Here is a 16,677-nt window from a genome sequence, read left to right as displayed (position 1 = left end):
AGATATTAATAAAACAAAAAAGAATAAATAAATATTTATGAAATCAGTATCGATACAGGGAATTAAAGGATCTTTTCACCATGAGGCTGTGGTAAAATTTTTTAAAGAAGAAGAGGTGGAAATTGTGGATAGTCCTAGCTTTAATACCTTGGTTAAAGATATAATACAAGGAACGGCCGATTATGGAATGATGGCTATTGAAAATTCTATTGCAGGGAGTATTCTTCCGAATTATACATTAATTACCAAAAATAATTTATACATCGTTGGGGAAGTTGTTATCCCCATTCATCATCATTTATTAGCATTAGAATCAGAAACTCTAGAAACGATCCGCGAAGTGCAAACGCACCCGATGGCTTTATTGCAGTGCCAAAATTTTTTAGAAAAACACGAAGATTGGAAGCAATTGGCCAAGGACGATACGGCTACTTGTGCTAAAAATATTTCTGAAAACCACTGGAAAGGGGTAGCAGGTATAGGTTCACAATTGGCGGCGGAAAGATATAACCTAAAAGTACTTGCCAAAAATATTCACGATGTTGCGGACAATTATACTCGGTTTTATTTGCTTTCCCAACGTAAGGAAGAAATCGAACATTTTAATAAGGCTTCGCTTTATTTTGCTACCAACCATAAAATGGGAAGTTTAGCCCAAGTGTTGAATCTTTTAGCTGAACATGAGATGAACATTACCAAAATACAATCGGTGCCTTTGCCGGAATCTGTCTTTCAATATTCCTTTCATGTAGATGTAGTTTCCGATAAAAAAGGATACGATCATTATTACAAAGCTTTGGAAGAGATAAAAAAGGTGACCGGTTTTCTTCACGTTTTAGGAGAGTATAAACAATTTAAAATTTAATTCCATGGGTGTAACAGAATTGGTGTTTATAGGTTTTGTTATTTTGGGAGGGATTCTTGGCTATTCCAAAGGATTGTTAAGACAAATTTCCACCCTAGCAGGATTATTTTTAGGCTACTTTGCTGCTGGCTTATTTTTATCTCCGGTTCATAAATATTTGGTAGAAAAAAAAATTTTATCATCAGATTTTTCAACAACTCTAACATTTATACTATTAATTCTAGTTATTTACCTGTCTGTGAAATTTTTATCCAAGGGGATTGAAAATATGTTAAAAGCGATAGGTTTAAACTTTACCAATAGAATTGCTGGTTTTCTTTTGGGAGGATTTAAGTTCTTGCTTATAGGTTTATTCGTGTCTTATTTGTTGATAATGGTTGGTATTATTTCAGAGAAAAATACTTCACAAAATTTTATGGATGGGGTGGGGCTTTTTCGTTCCATTCTATGGTCTTACCTAAAATAATCCCAACAGCCCCCAAGGAAAACAAATTCCAGTTCAGATATTTTTGTACCTTTGCGAACTTATTGAATTCATAACATATGTCAGATTTAGTACCCAAACTAGAAGCGATTAAGCAACGTTTTGACGAGGTTGCCGATTTAATCATTCAGCCCAATATAATCTCCGACCAAAAACGATACGCACAACTTAATAAAGAATACAAAGATTTAGGTAAGCTGGTAGATGTTTATAAAGAATATAAAACTCTTCTGAATACAATTTCAGATGCAGATGAAATTATTAAAGAAGGTGCAGATGCGGAAATGGTAGAGTTGGCGAAAGAAGAAAAAAATTCTGCCCTAGGGTTGATCCCTTCTATGGAGGAGAATATAAAATTTATGCTTATTCCTAAGGATCCGGAAGACGATAAAAATATAACGGTGGAATTGCGAGCCGGAACTGGTGGAGATGAATCTGCTATTTTTGTTGAAGATATCTTTCGTATGTATTCTATGTATTGGAGACAAAAGGGTTGGAATTTTGAAGTAGTAGATGCTACAGAAGGTAGTGTAAAAGGTTACAAGGAGATGATTGTCAATGTTAGTGGGGAAGGTGCTTTTGGTACCATGAAGTTTGAATCTGGTGTACACAGAGTGCAGAGGGTTCCGGAAACAGAATCCCAGGGTAGGGTACATACCTCTGCCATTACAGTGGCAGTATTGCCTGAAGCGGAAGAGGTCGATGTTGAAATCAATCCCGCTGATTTGGAATTTCAAACGGCTCGTTCCAGTGGTGCTGGAGGACAGAACGTAAACAAGGTTGAAACTAAAGTGCAGTTGTTTCATAAACCTACGGGTATAATGATTCAATGTCAGGTAGCACGTTCGCAACACGCCAATAGAGAAATGGCTTTGCAAATGCTCCGAAATAAATTGTATGATATTAAACTGCAAGAACACTTAGATAAAATATCTTCTCAGAGAAAGACTATGGTTTCGACCGGAGATCGATCGGCTAAAATTCGGACTTATAATTACCCGCAGGGACGGGTAACTGATCATAGAATTAATAAATCTATATATAATTTGGATAATTTCATGAATGGGGATATTGAAGAAATGATTGACTCTTTAAAAATTGCAGAAAATGCAGAAAAATTAAAAGGAGAGGAGGAATAAGAAGTTTCATCTTCTATTTAATATATTCAAACAGAAGCAAATAAAAAAAGGCGAAATTTTATTTCGCCTTTTTTTATTTTAATTAGTTTACGAATATTCTTTATAAGTATAAAATAAAATCTTTATATTTATCCCAAAATATAATTTAATATCTATTAATATTTAGTTTTATGAAATAAAATTAAAATATTTTTAATTAGTAAGCTTATTTTATTTAATAACCTTTACGCGTGGATTTTAATAAGGTTAATCAAGAATTGAAAGTTAAAATAAGTTCGTAAAGTTTATTGCTGGGTTAATAATATAAAATTTTACCAATGAAGAAAGTAGCAATTATAGGTTCTGGGATCTCTGGATTATCGGCTTCTGCTTATGCGGCTAGACAAGGCTACGAGGTACATGTTTTTGAAAAACATTCGCAGCCCGGGGGTAGGGCAAGACAATTTAAAAGTAAGGAAGGCTATATTTTTGATATGGGACCTAGTTGGTATTGGATGCCTGACCTTATAGAAGATTTTTTTACGGATTTTAACTGTAAAACCTCTGATTTCTTCACTCTAATTTCATTGGACCCCCAATTTGAAATCATTTTTTCAGACCAAACTGTACAAGTGCCTAAAAGCATAAAGGAACTTGAGGACTTATTTGAAAGCCATGAACCGGGGGGAGCAGCTCAATTAAGAAAATTTATGAGAGAAGCAAAATTTAAATATGAGGTTGGGATGAAAGAGTTTGTTAATAAACCTTGCCTGTCGTGGTTGGAGTTTTTATCATTTAGAATCCTTAAAAGTACTTTAAAAATAAATTTACTTGAAAATTTTAGAAGTTATGTAAGTAAATTTTTTAAAGATAAAAAATTAAGAACCTTAATGGAATTTCCTGTAATTTTTTTGGGTGCATCGCCCGAAAAAATTCCTGCCCTGTATAGTTTAATGAATTATGGGGGGTATGCATTGGGAACCAAGTATCCCATAGGGGGATTTTACAAACTTATTTTAGCTATGAAAGAAATAGCTGAAAAGCAAGGGGTGAAGTTTCATTTTAATCATACCGTTGAAGCCATTCATGCCAAAGATGATCTTGTGAAATCACTAATTATTGATGGTAAAATTCATGAGTTTGATGCGGTTATAGCTTCCTCGGATTATCATCACACAGAAACATTATTAAATCCAAGATATAATAATTATACAGAAAATTTTTGGAAAAAAAAGACGTTTGCTCCTTCTTGTTTAATTTATTATTTAGGGATCAATGAAAAAATACCAAGATTACAACATCATACTCTCTTTTTTGAAAATGAATTGGACGAACACATAGATACTATTTACAATGAGAAAAGATGGCCAGAAAAACCTTTGTTTTATGTTTCCTGCCCTTCAAAAACAGATAGTCATGTAGCTCCAGAAGGGAAAGAAAATCTTTTTTTGTTGATGCCTTTAGCTATAGGATTAAAGGATAATGAAGCTGTAAGGGAAAAGTATTTAGAAATTATGTTGCAGAGAATTGAAAAATACACAGGCATTAGCCATTTACAAAATAAAATAGAGTTTAAAAAAAGTTATTGTGTAAGTGATTTTATTGCTGATTATCATGCTTACGGTGGCAATGCCTATGGATTGGCAAATACGCTTGAACAAACGGCTGTTTTAAAGCCTAAAATAAAAAATAAAATATTAAAAAATCTATTCTATGCTGGGCAATTAACAGTTCCGGGCCCTGGAGTTCCTCCCTGTATACTATCAGGAAAGATCGCCGCCCATGAATTATCAAAACTTAAATTTTAAAATTTATGAAACACCTGTTCGACGAACTTTCATTCTCTATTAGTAAACTAACTACTAGAAAGTATAGTACAAGTTTTTCCATGGGTATTTTAGCTCTAAAACCTTCTATACGTTCAGCGATCTATGCGATTTATGGATATGTAAGATTGGTAGATGAAATTGTGGATAGTTTTCATGATTTTAATAAGGAAAAAATGTTGCAGAATGTAAAAAGAGAAACTGAGGAAGCCTTGAATGAAAAAATTTCTCTTAATCCTATACTTAATTCTTTTCAACAAACCGTACATAAGTATGATATTGATAAAAATTTAATTGATGAATTTTTACAAAGCATGGAAATGGATTTAAAAAAAATAAATTATGATTCCAACCTTTATAAAACTTACATCCATGGATCTGCGGAAGTGGTAGGATTAATGTGTTTAAAAGTGTTTACCGAAGGAAATCAAAAAATTTATGAAGATTTAAAACCTTACGCCATGAAGCTAGGTTCTGCATTTCAAAAAATAAATTTTCTTAGGGATTTAAAAAAAGATTACCGAGAATTAGGGAGAACATATTTTCCGAATCTTAACGTAATGGCATTTAACAATAAAGTGAAAGTTTTAATTGAAAATGAAATTGAAAATGAATTTAAAGAAGCTTTAATTGGTATAAAAAAACTTCCTCATTCATCATTATTTGGGGTTTATTTATCTTATAAATATTATATTTCTCTATTTCAAAAAATTAAAAGTAAATCTTCCAATGAAATTTTAATTCAAAGAATAAGAGTGCCGAACACAGAGAAGGCATGGGTAGCATTTAAAAGTTATTTACGGCACAAAACAACCTTTTATTAAGATAATTTACTAATAGCAAAAGGATTACGTTTAAAGAAAGCTTTAATCATAGACACTAAAAAACTTTAAAAATAGATCATGAATTACCAACTTTATAGAGAACAACACCTAAATTGTAATATCAAAGAAGCATGGGAATTTTTTTCATCACCTAAAAATTTATCTTTAATTACTCCTAAAGATTTAGGGTTGACGGTTTTAACCAAGTTTGAAGATAATGAAATTTATGAAGGGATGATTATCAATTATAAAGTTTCACCATTGTTAAATATTCCTTTGAAATGGCAAACAAGAATTGCACAAGTGGACTATCAAAGAAGCTTTACTGACTTTCAAGAAAAAGGACCTTATAAGTATTGGAATCATTTTCATGAATTCATCCCTAAAAGCCAAGGGGTATTGATGAAAGATACTGTTGATTACGAACTACCATTAGGAGTTTTAGGAGTTTTTGCTCATAACATATTTATAAAAAATAAATTGAAAAGCATTTTTGAATATCGTTTTAATATTCTGGAAAAAATTTTTAATTCAAATTTAAACTAATATGAATTTTTTTGTTGTTCTTATAACCTTTCTTTCCATGGAAGGATTTACTTGGGTGGTACATAAATATATAATGCATGGTTTTTTGTGGGTATTACATAAAGATCATCACGACCATAGTAGTCCTGGGAATTTAGAAAAAAATGATTATTTCTTTGTCATATTTGCTCTTCCTACCATAGCACTTATGTACTTTGGAAGTCTGAATAATTTTAATATTCTTTTTTATATAGGATTAGGAATTATGTTGTATGGTTTGACGTATTTTTTTGTTCATGATATATTTATACATCAACGCATTAAAATTTTCAAGCACACTAAAAATCCCTATTTTCTAGCTCTTCGAAGGGCTCATAAACAGCATCATAAACATATAGGTAAGTATGAGGGTGAATGTTTTGGTTTTTTATTTGTACCAATAAAATATTTTAAGATGTATTCTAAATCTGACAATCAATGATTACCTATACTTACATAACTGTTTTATTTTTTACTGTAATAATATGTTTGATAGCCTCATTTAATCCTTTAATAAAATTTAATAAATATTTTGGAGTTTTTATCAAATCAGCCATATGCGCATCAATCCCCTTTATATTGTGGGATGTTTATTTTACTCATTTAGGTGTTTGGTGGTTTGATACCCGTTATACCCTGGGAATAACTATAGCCGGTTTACCTATAGAGGAATGGTTGTTTTTTATTTGTATACCTTTTTCCTGTATATTTACCTACTACTGCATTGATAAATTTTTTAATATACGATGGCTTAGAGGTTTTAATAATATGATTGTTTTTTTTAGTATTGTTACATGCTCTCTTATAGCTTTATTATATAGTCCAAAAATATATACCTTAATAACAACACTAGCAACGATTCTTACCCTTATTTTTTTACATTTTATAGCCCGTGCATATTGGATTTCTCAAGCATCATTTGTATTTACAATATTAATGCTTGGTTTTTTTCCTGTGAATGGAATTCTTACAGGATTTGGTTTGGATCACCCCATTGTGAATTATAATCCTAAAGATTATATGGGCGTAAGAATGGGTACAATTCCAATAGAAGATGCAATTTACGGTTATACACAGTTTTTATGGGTATTGTATTTTTTTAAAAAATTTTTAAGCAAAAAAAATCTAAAGATGCTGAAAATTGAAGCTAATGAGTAAATAAATTTTAAACTAAATAATCATAATAAAAATAAGATAAATAATGTATTTAGATGAGTGGAAATTTTTTAAATATAAATACCTGGTTAATAAATATTTAAATAATCTAAAAATTTATAGATATCAATTAAATTGGTTACGGAAATTTTATTTATAAATTTGTATAAAATAAAATTAACTCCTTGAATTTAAAATACATTAAATCCTTACTTTGTGTAGCTTTTGCATCTTCATGTTATGGAATGGTAGCAATTTTTGTAAGGTTGGCATACCAACAACATTATAACACTGCTGAAATAATCATTTCTCAAGCACTTATAGGTTTTTTAGGACTTTTTCTTGTTTATTTTATCTCTCAAAATAAATATAAGAACTATTCATATACAAAAAAGGATATTTTAAAGCTAATGATATGTGGCTGCTCATTTGCATTTACCAATACTTTTTTTTATCAAGCCGTACGTTTTGGAATACCCGTAGCCATTTGTACCGTGCTACTTATGCAAGCAGTATGGATGGGTTCAGTAGTAGATTTTATAGTGAATAAGAAAAAACCTTCGATTGTTGAAATTATAGCAATTTTAACCATATTGGTGGGTACCTTTTTAGCTACAAACATTTTAGAGCACAAGAAAGAACAACTAAATTTTTCAGGATTAACTTTTGGCTTTTTAGCTGCCGTATCCTATACCTTTTCCTTATTTTCTACCAATAAAATTAGCGTAAATGTACCTCCAACACTAAGGCCTGCTTGTTTATTATTTGGGGCGAGCCTTATGGTTAGTTTAATTTGGAGCCATGAATTGGTAAACGAACCGTTCCATCCATCCATTTTTTATAAGTGGGGTTTAATCATTGCCTTTTTCGGTACTATATTAGCTACTTCCTTATTTTCAAGTCATATGCCTGTGGTAGGTATTGGGGTAGGTAGCATAGTCGCCTCTTTAGAGCTACCGACTTCAGTTATTGCTGCTAAAATAATTTTATCAGAAAATATAAATTATATACAATGGATGGGCATACTATTAATTCTATTGTCGGTAGTTTTTTTAAATATTCCTTTGCTGAGATCCAATAAAACTAGTAATTGATTTAAAAAGAATAAATAATATTAGTATATCTATAAGGAAATAATATTTGTGAATATATCTATATTAATTTATTGTAAATAATTATAGATATAAAATATATTTTCGTTTAATGAAATATTTGTTATGTAATAGTATGATTTGTTGATGCGAATAACATTCATAGATCAATTATAAATCATATATTAAAACATTAACCCTTTTACCACAAACTTAAAAATCACTTACGGATATGTTTTCATAAATTATCTAACTTTGTAATATGAATTTTTTAGTATTTGATACCGAAACTACCGGTCTTCCTGCCAATGCTAGTGCGCCAGTTTCAGACTCTGACAATTGGCCGAGAATGGTGCAAATTGCTTGGCAGTTGCACGACGAAAATGGTAATTTAATTGAAAATTATGATTATATAATTAAACCGGAAGGTTATGATATACCTTTTAACGCACAAAAAATTCATGGCATTAGTACTGAAAAAGCGTTAGCTGAAGGGTATGATCTAAAAGAAATACTGGATAAATTTAACAAAGTATTAGAACAAAAACCAATTCTTGTAGGGCAAAATATAGCTTTTGATATTCCAATTGTAGGTGCTGAATTCTATAGAAAATCAATTGATAACCATATAGCCGATTTAGATTTAGTAGATACAGCCAAAGAGGGTACAAATTTTTGTGCTATTCCTGGAGGAATAGGAGGTGGGTTTAAATACCCCAAATTGTCTGAATTGTACGAAAAACTTTTTGGTTATAGTTTTGATGAAGCTCATAATGCAGCTGCAGACGTAAATGCAACTGCCCAAGCTTTTTGGGAGTTGGTTCGTTTAAATCAGATAGAACCTAAAAAATTAGGTTTTACACCAGAACAACTTGTAAACTTTATAAATAATCACCCAAATCCTTTTCAACCTTTTGATATTGTTGTACGGCAGCAGGTTAAGGATTTTAATGAGAAATTAAAAGAAAGTAGAAAAGATCATAAAAGGTCAATTGATGAGATTGATTATTCTCAATATTTTCATTTTCATAATCACTCCGTATTTTCAATATTAACTTCCACCAGTAAACACTCAGATCTAATTCAAAAAACTCTTGAATTTAACATGCCTGCGCTAGGTGTTACAGATACTGGAAATTTAATGGGAGCTTTTGCTTTTTTAAATGAAATAAAAAAAGTCAATGGGAAAATTAAAGATCAAAACGCTAAGATTAATGGAGGAGATATTCATAAACCTTTGCAAAGAGAAATTCTTCCCATCGTAGGATGTGAATTGTATATATCTGAAAATTATTTACAAAACAAATTCACTAAGGACAATCCAGATCGTAGATATACGCAGGTGCTACTAGCCAAAAATTATCAGGGATTTAAAAACCTGTCAAAGTTATCAACATTAGGATATCAATTAGGTTATTATGCCGGCTTTCCAAGAATTGGTAAAGATCTTATTGAAAAATATAAAGAAAATCTTATCGCTACCACCGGTGGACTATCTTCAGAAATACCTAGCTTAATACTGAATGTTGGAGAGAAGCAAGCAGAAGAAGCCTTTGTATATTGGCATCAATTGTTTGGAGAAGACTTTTACGTAGAGTTATTAAGACATCATTTAGCAGAAGAAGATCATTTAAATCAAGTACTTTTAAAATTCGCAGAAAAATATCAAGTAAAAGTATTAGCCCAAAATGATACGTATTATATTAATAAAGAAGAAGCTGAAACGCAAGATATACTTCTTTGTATAAAAGATGGTGAAAAACAATCCACGCCTAAAGGTAAGGGCTTTGGAAAAAGATATGGATTGCCTAATGAGGAGTATAATTTTAAATCTCAAGAGGAAATGGCTACGTTATTTGCTGATATCCCCGAAGCGGTTGAAAATTTTAAAGATTTTATAAAAAAATTTGAACCTTACCAATTAGCTAGAGAAGTTCTATTGCCTAAATTTGATATACCTGAGGAATTTAAAGATCCAAAAGACGATGAAGATGGCGGTAAAAGAGGAGAAAATGCCTATTTAGCACATTTAACTTGGGAAGGAGCTAAAAAAAGGTATGGAGAGAATATTCAAGAATCAACTAAGGAAAGGTTACGATTTGAATTAGAAATTATTGCCAAAACAGGATATCCCGGTTATTTCTTAATTGTTCAGGATTTTACTTCTCAAGCCCGAAAAATGGGAGTTGCTGTAGGACCTGGTAGGGGTTCAGCAGCCGGATCTGCAGTTGCCTATTGTATAGGAATTACAAATATAGATCCTGTAAAATACGATTTACTTTTTGAGCGTTTTTTAAATCCAGATCGAGTTTCTTTGCCAGATATTGATATTGACTTTGATGATAGGGGCAGGGAAAAAATTATTCAATGGGTAGTAGAAAAATACGGACAAAACCAAGTTGCACAAATTATTACTTATGGGACATTGGCCGGACGATCTGCAATACGAGATGCAGGTAGAGTATTGGAGCTACCATTGAGCGATACCGATCGTTTGTCTAAAAACTTACCGGCAACTTTAAATTTAACAAAACTCAAAAATAAATCAGAGGCAGATATACAGAAAGACTTTGGAAAAGAAGACGCTCAACCTGTTTTAGAATTGAAGCATAAATTTAAATCCAATGATCTTGAAGGAAAAGTTATACAAAATGCTTCTTTACTTGAAGGAAGTATAAGGAATACTGGGGTTCATGCTTGCGGTGTGATTATTACACCCGAAGATATAACCAACCTTATCCCGGTGGCTGTAGCCAAAGATTCCTCCCTATTGGTTTCACAATTTGATAATTCAGTGGTTGAAAGTGCGGGATTGCTTAAAATGGATTTTTTAGGCTTAAGAACTTTAACTATTATTGGGGATGCTGTAGAAATTATTAAAAAGAGAACGGGAAATAAAATAGATCCAGATGAATTTCCTTTAGATGATGAAAAAACTTATGAAATATTTAAAAATGGAAATACAGTAGGTATCTTCCAATATGAATCCCCTGGAATGCAAAAGCACTTAAAAGCACTTCAACCTGACAAGTTTGAAGATCTAATAGCCATGAATGCTTTATACCGACCAGGTCCTTTGCAATATATCCCGAACTTTATTAATCGTAAACATGGTAAAGAACCCATTACTTATGATTTACCGGATATGGAAGAGTATTTAGCTGATACTTATGGAATTACGGTATATCAAGAACAAGTGATGCTACTCTCTCAGAAACTTGCAGGTTTTACCAAGGGTGAAGCCGATGTTTTGAGAAAAGCAATGGGAAAAAAAATGATTGATGTCCTAAATAAAATGGAAGCTAAGTTTGTGGATGGAGCTAAGTCTAAAGGACACCCGGAAGAGGTTTTAAAAAAAATATGGGAAGATTGGAAGGCTTTTGCACAATATGCATTTAATAAATCGCATTCAACCTGTTATGCTTTTATTGCCTTTCAAACCGCCTATTTAAAAGCACATTTTCCCGCAGAGTTTATGGCCGCATTGCTAAGTAATAACTTAAATAATCTAAGTACACTAACATTTTTTATGGAAGAATGTAAAAACATGGGGTTGGAAGTACTAGGACCCGACGTAAATGAAAGTGATTATGAATTCACCGTAAATGAAAAAGGAGCCATACGTTTTGGTATGGGAGCAATCAAAGGGATTGGAGAAAATGCGGTTGAAGCTGTTGTTAATGAACGAAATACAAAAGGAAAATATAAAAATCTATTTGATTTTTTTGAAAGAGTAGATCTTAAAAATATAAATAAGAAAGTTCTTGAAAATTTTGTATTGGCAGGAGCATTTGATGATTTAGCAGATGGTAATAGAGCTCAATTTTTTACAGAAGAAAATGGCTCCATTACCTTAGAAAAACTAGTAAGGTATGGTATAGCTTATCAAGAAGATAAAAATTCTGCCCAAAATTCTTTATTTGGAGATTTAGGTGATGAAGGTTTAGAGATCATGAAGCCCAATATCCCTCAAACGGATGAGTGGACCACCATGTATAAACTTGGAAAAGAAAAAGAAGTAGTTGGAATATATATTTCAGCACATCCCATGGATAATTACAAATATGAATTAGATTTAGTAAAACCCATGGACATCGTTGAGATCAATGAAAACAAAGAAAAATATGTAGGTAAGGAACTGTTTATTGCTGGAATTATTTCTCGCTTTGAACATAAGGAAATTAATGATGGAAGAGACCGCATAGCTTATTTTGATGTTGAAGATAAAACAGGAACCCTCTCACTTAAGTTAAAGAAGAATTACTTGGACTTACAAAAGTATTTAATTAAAAATTTGTTTGTATTAGTTAAAATAACAGTAGGAATGATTAAAGATAATGGTTTTGTATACATAAATGTTTTAAACATTGAAGAATTAAGCGGAATCATAGATAAACATACCAAAAAATTAACCATAAAAATTAATTTGGAAGACTTAGATGAAAAGACTTTAATAGCTTTAAATAAAATTTGCGATGAAAATTCTGGAACTAAAGATATTCATTTTGAAATTTTAGATAAAAAAAATAATCTTTTCTTAGAATCTGCCTCAATGAATAAAAGAATAAACATATCTAAACAAGTACTAGATCAGTTAAAAGACGAATTATATTTAGATTTTAGATTAAATTAGCTAAAAAATTTTAATCTTCATAGAAATTATTTTGTAGAAAATAATATCTATGCATCTTAAATTGAATCTAAAACATTTAGTGAGTAATATAAAAATTCAATACTATAAATCTCCGGTTGGAAAACTTGTAATAGGTGCTTATAAGGAAAAAATTTGTTTGTGTGATTGGTTATATAGAAAAAAAAGAGAAGTAATTGATAGTAGAATAAAAAGTTATTTAGAAGCGGATTTTATCTTCAGTAAATCAGAGGTAATTGATCAAACAATTATTCAATTAAAAGAATATTTCAATAAAGAACGTAAGACATTCAACATTCCTATATTACTTTGCGGTAGTGAATTTCAAAAATTAGTTTGGACAGAGTTAATGAATGTTCCATATGGTAGAACAACAAGTTATTTAGAATTGTCCAAAAATATAAAAAATATAAATGCTATTCGTGCGGTAGCGAACGCAAATGGAGCTAATGGCATTTCAATACTAATTCCTTGTCATAGAATAATTGGTGTTAATGGTGGATTAACCGGTTATTCAGGTGGTTTAAAAGCTAAAAAAAAATTACTCGAATTAGAAGCCCCATTTATTCAAACCACTTTATTTTAAAATTATTTTACAAATTTAAAATCAACGTTGAGAAGTTCTATTTTTTAAATAACCATTGGTGCAAATGGCTAAAATCATAATTGCAGTAGCAATATAAAAAGTTAAACTCATTTTTTCAGCATCACTCCAAATCAAAAAGGCTATTAGTATTGCGTATACAGGCTCTAAATTTATGGATAGCATAATGGTGAATGGTGTAAGAAATTTCATTAATTTAATAGTATGAATCATTGGTAAACATGTTAATATACAACTTAATATGATTAGCCAGAATATGTCCATGAATTTAATATGGATGATTTGATCTAAATTATTTCCAAACCCAATAAATAAATTTAGAATTAAGAACCCACCAATCATTTCATAAAAAGTAAGAACAGTAGCGTTACTTTTTGAGTGAAGTTTACCATTGATGACAGAAAATAAGGCAGAAAGTAAAGCGCAACTTACTCCCATTAGAATACCCTTCCAATATTGAAATTCAGTTTTAAATATTAAGAAAATACATAGAATAATAATTATACTTATAAATATTTCTGAAATTTTAATTTTTCTCTTTAAAAAAATAGGTTCCAACAACGCAGCAAATAAGGTTCCGGTAGATAATGTAGAAGTAGCAATGGAAATGTTGGAAATTTTAATAGCTCCATAAAATAGTACCCAATGAATACCTATTACAAAACCACAGCCTATAAATTGTAAAATTAATTTTTTTTTAATAATAAAATTTTCTTTGACAATAAAGCGTAAATAAATATATAGAAATACGGTTGCAATTAAGGTTCTTCCCCAAACTAAGGGTATGGAAGATAAAGTGATTAATTTACCAATAACACCGGTAAATCCCCACATCAGAACAATAAATTGCAATTGGATATAAGCAGGAATTTTCATAAGATAAAATTAACAATCCGCAAATATATCATTTAAGAATTACTGTTAAAACCTATTTCTATTATAAAATGTATAGGATGAATTTAACTTTATCAAAAATTACATTTTTTCAAAATCAAATGTTTCTAATTCTCTAGGTAGCAAGGTGGAAGGAAAAATGGTTTCAGCCTCTTCTTTAAATACAGAAAAATCAGAATATCGATTGGAAAAATGTCCTAAAATTAAGTGTTTCACTTTTGCTTTCTTAGCAATTTTTGCTGCCTCAAGAGCAGTACTATGTTTAGTTTTACGTGCAAGATCTTCTAAATCGTTAAGAAATGTAGATTCATGATACAATACATCTACATCTTTAATTAAATCGATAATATCAGGTTTATATGAGGTATCCGAACAATAGGCATAGCTATAAGAATGTTTGGCTTCATAAGTGAGTTTTTCATTCGATATAGTAGTTTTGCCATCTTCGCTTACCCAATCTTTACCTAATTTTAAATTATGATAATCGCAAACCTCAATTTGTGGATATTGGTTTATACTTTCTATATTAAGTCTTTTAGGCTTGGCTTTTTCTTTAAATATAAAACCATTGGTATATACACGGTGATCCAAAGGAATGGTATGTACTGTCAATTTATTGTCTTCGTAGATCAATTGAGAATCTTTAGAGGATAGTTCAACAAAATTTAACTTAAAAATTTGGTAACTTTCAGTTAAACTCAATTGATTTTCAATAAACATTTTAATACCCTTAGGGCCATAAATATTTAAAATATTTTCTCTTCCTAATAATAAAAAGGTAGATATGAGACCTATAAGACCAAAAACATGATCTCCATGCAAATGAGATATAAAAATATGATTGATTTTAGAAAATTTAGCTTTTGCTCTTCTTAACTGTACCTGTGTACCTTCACCACAATCAATTAAAAATAAATTTTCTTGGATATCTAGCAATTGTGCACTAGGATGAGAATTAATGGTGGGTATTGCAGAATTAAAACCAAGGATTGTAAGTTTCATAAGATTTTTTATTAATAATTCTTTAATTGTTCTTAAAAATAATAAATATATAATTGACTACATACTAAAAAAAAAATTTTGATAGATATTTACATAAAACAATTAATTATTTTACTTATAATATACTATAAATCAATTGGATGAATATATACTGAGCAGAATTATTTAATTTTTTTAAATTTTTGTCAATTTTATATTCAGATAATTTATATATTGAAAAACCAAAAATTGAGAAATATGAAATTACTAAAAAGTCTATATGTACAAGTGATAATTGCTATTATTGTTGGTATTCTTATAGGACATTTTTATCCAAGTCATTCAGAAGTTATCAATGGCGTAAATGAAAATATACCTGGTTTTGCTGAAAAATTAAAACCTCTGGGCGATGGTTTTATTAAGCTTATTAAAATGATTGTTGGACCATTAATCTTTTGTACCATTGTTATCGGTATAGCAGGTATGGAAGATACTAAGAAAGTAGGTAAAGTAGGAGTTACTGCGATTGTTTATTTTGAAATTATGACAACAATTGCCTTAATCATCGGATTGTTATTCGTAAATATACTAAAACCTGGGAATGGAATGAATGTGGATCCTAAGGAATTAGATTCATCATCCGTATCTGGTTACATAGATAAGGCTAATCATGAGGATGGAAATGCTCTCGTAGATTTTATAATGGGAATGATTCCGGATAATGTAATTGCATCTCTTTCATCTAATAATTTACTTCAAGTATTGGTATTTGCTGTACTATTTGGTTTTGCAATGACTAAAATTGGTCCTAAAGCTTCTAAACCAGTATTAACTGTTTTACAATCCTTTCTTGATGGGCTATTTGCAATTATTAAAATGATAATGTATTTAGCTCCTATAGGTGCTTTTGGTGCCATGGCTTATACCATTGGTCGATATGGATTATCTTCTTTAAGCAATTTAGGTATGTTAATTCTATGTTTTTATTTAACATGTATAATATTTATTTTTGGAGTTATTGGAGCTGTACTTTATTACAATAAAATAAATGTTTTTAAATTCATTAAATATATAAAGGAAGAATTACTTATCGTTTTAGGAACTTCTTCTTCTGAATCAGCCTTACCAGGCATAATGAAAAAAATGGAAGATATTGGTTGTGCAAAATCAGTGGTTGGATTAGTTATTCCTACAGGTTATTCATTTAACTTAGATGGAACTTCAATTTATTTAACCATGGCAGCCGTATTTATTTCTCAGGCATTGAATTCGCATTTGACCATTGGTCAAGAAATTACATTGTTACTAGTTTTACTTTTAACATCTAAAGGGGCAGCAGGAGTTACTGGAAGTGGTTTTATAACTTTGGCAGCTACATTGCCAGTGGTAGGACATCTACCAGTTGAATCTGTAGCTTTAATTTTTGGAATTGACAAGTTTATGAGTGAGGCACGTGCATTAACAAATATTATTGGAAATGCAGCAGCAACTATAGTGGTAGCAAGGAGAGAAAATGAGTTTGATGCATCTATGGCAAAAGAAATCCTTATATCCAGTGAAGTTGCTAAAGCAAGTTAAAAATAGGTGAAAATTTATACTTTACTTAATAAAAAAGAGATA

Annotated in this window: 14 protein-coding genes; 12 read left to right on the top strand and 2 right to left on the bottom strand. The window is 30.5% G+C overall.

What is annotated here, in order from left to right; translation table 11 throughout:
* Positions 1 to 37 precede the first annotated feature (37 nt).
* From ETU10_RS10970 to ETU10_RS10920, 11 genes are all read left to right on the top strand, one after another.
* Positions 38 to 865 (top strand): prephenate dehydratase, encoded by an 828-nt coding sequence (locus tag ETU10_RS10970; protein WP_146312258.1) that lies wholly within the window; start codon positions 38 to 40, stop codon positions 863 to 865.
* A 4-nt stretch (positions 866 to 869) separates the two neighbouring features.
* On the top strand, positions 870 to 1,331 hold the full coding sequence (locus tag ETU10_RS10965; RefSeq protein WP_146312256.1) for a CvpA family protein: 462 nt from the start codon (positions 870 to 872) through the stop codon (positions 1,329 to 1,331).
* Between the two features lie 77 nt (positions 1,332 to 1,408).
* Positions 1,409 to 2,488 carry a peptide chain release factor 1 gene (gene prfA / locus ETU10_RS10960; protein WP_146312254.1) on the top strand — a complete coding sequence of 360 codons (1,080 nt, stop codon included), beginning with the start codon at positions 1,409 to 1,411 and terminating at the stop codon, positions 2,486 to 2,488.
* 317 nt (positions 2,489 to 2,805) lie between these two features.
* Positions 2,806 to 4,275, top strand: a complete 1,470-nt coding sequence (locus ETU10_RS10955; protein WP_146312252.1) for a phytoene desaturase family protein — start codon at positions 2,806 to 2,808, stop codon at positions 4,273 to 4,275.
* A gap of 5 nt (positions 4,276 to 4,280) precedes the next feature.
* Positions 4,281 to 5,117: a phytoene/squalene synthase family protein gene (locus ETU10_RS10950; RefSeq protein WP_146312250.1), complete on the top strand. Its 837-nt coding sequence runs from the start codon at positions 4,281 to 4,283 to the stop codon at positions 5,115 to 5,117.
* Positions 5,118 to 5,195: 78 nt separating this feature from the next.
* Positions 5,196 to 5,663 carry an SRPBCC family protein gene (locus ETU10_RS10945; protein ID WP_146312248.1) on the top strand — a complete coding sequence of 156 codons (468 nt, stop codon included), beginning with the start codon at positions 5,196 to 5,198 and terminating at the stop codon, positions 5,661 to 5,663.
* Position 5,664: 1 nt separating this feature from the next.
* Positions 5,665 to 6,123 (top strand): sterol desaturase family protein, encoded by a 459-nt coding sequence (locus ETU10_RS10940; protein ID WP_146312246.1) that lies wholly within the window; start codon positions 5,665 to 5,667, stop codon positions 6,121 to 6,123.
* Positions 6,120 to 6,839 (top strand): lycopene cyclase domain-containing protein, encoded by a 720-nt coding sequence (locus tag ETU10_RS10935; RefSeq protein WP_146312244.1) that lies wholly within the window; start codon positions 6,120 to 6,122, stop codon positions 6,837 to 6,839. The genes ETU10_RS10940 and ETU10_RS10935 overlap by 4 nt, the downstream gene beginning before the upstream one ends.
* A 182-nt stretch (positions 6,840 to 7,021) precedes the next feature.
* Positions 7,022 to 7,930 (top strand): DMT family transporter, encoded by a 909-nt coding sequence (locus ETU10_RS10930; RefSeq protein WP_146312242.1) that lies wholly within the window; start codon positions 7,022 to 7,024, stop codon positions 7,928 to 7,930.
* Positions 7,931 to 8,189: 259 nt separating this feature from the next.
* Positions 8,190 to 12,560, top strand: a complete 4,371-nt coding sequence (dnaE, locus tag ETU10_RS10925; protein ID WP_146312240.1) for a DNA polymerase III subunit alpha — start codon at positions 8,190 to 8,192, stop codon at positions 12,558 to 12,560.
* Between the two features lie 79 nt (positions 12,561 to 12,639).
* Positions 12,640 to 13,164 carry a methylated-DNA--[protein]-cysteine S-methyltransferase gene (locus ETU10_RS10920; RefSeq protein WP_221410386.1) on the top strand — a complete coding sequence of 175 codons (525 nt, stop codon included), beginning with the start codon at positions 12,640 to 12,642 and terminating at the stop codon, positions 13,162 to 13,164.
* A 21-nt stretch (positions 13,165 to 13,185) separates the two neighbouring features.
* Here ETU10_RS10920 and ETU10_RS10915 read toward each other — a convergent pair whose 3' ends face one another.
* On the bottom strand, positions 13,186 to 14,058 hold the full coding sequence (locus ETU10_RS10915) for a DMT family transporter (protein WP_146312236.1): 873 nt from the start codon (positions 14,056 to 14,058) through the stop codon (positions 13,186 to 13,188).
* Between the two features lie 99 nt (positions 14,059 to 14,157).
* Positions 14,158 to 15,078, bottom strand: a complete 921-nt coding sequence (locus ETU10_RS10910) for a ribonuclease Z (protein WP_146312234.1) — start codon at positions 15,076 to 15,078, stop codon at positions 14,158 to 14,160.
* A 237-nt stretch (positions 15,079 to 15,315) separates the two neighbouring features.
* Between ETU10_RS10910 and dctA the strand changes: the two genes are divergently transcribed.
* Complete coding sequence (gene dctA / locus ETU10_RS10905) at positions 15,316 to 16,635, top strand: C4-dicarboxylate transporter DctA (RefSeq protein WP_146312232.1); 1,320 nt, start codon at positions 15,316 to 15,318, stop codon at positions 16,633 to 16,635.
* The last annotated feature ends 42 nt before the right edge of the window (positions 16,636 to 16,677 follow it).

The organism is Apibacter muscae, from assembly GCF_007845595.1.
GTDB classification, from domain to species: Bacteria; Bacteroidota; Bacteroidia; order Flavobacteriales; family Weeksellaceae; genus Apibacter; species Apibacter muscae.
This window is presented reverse-complemented; position numbering and strand designations above follow the sequence as displayed.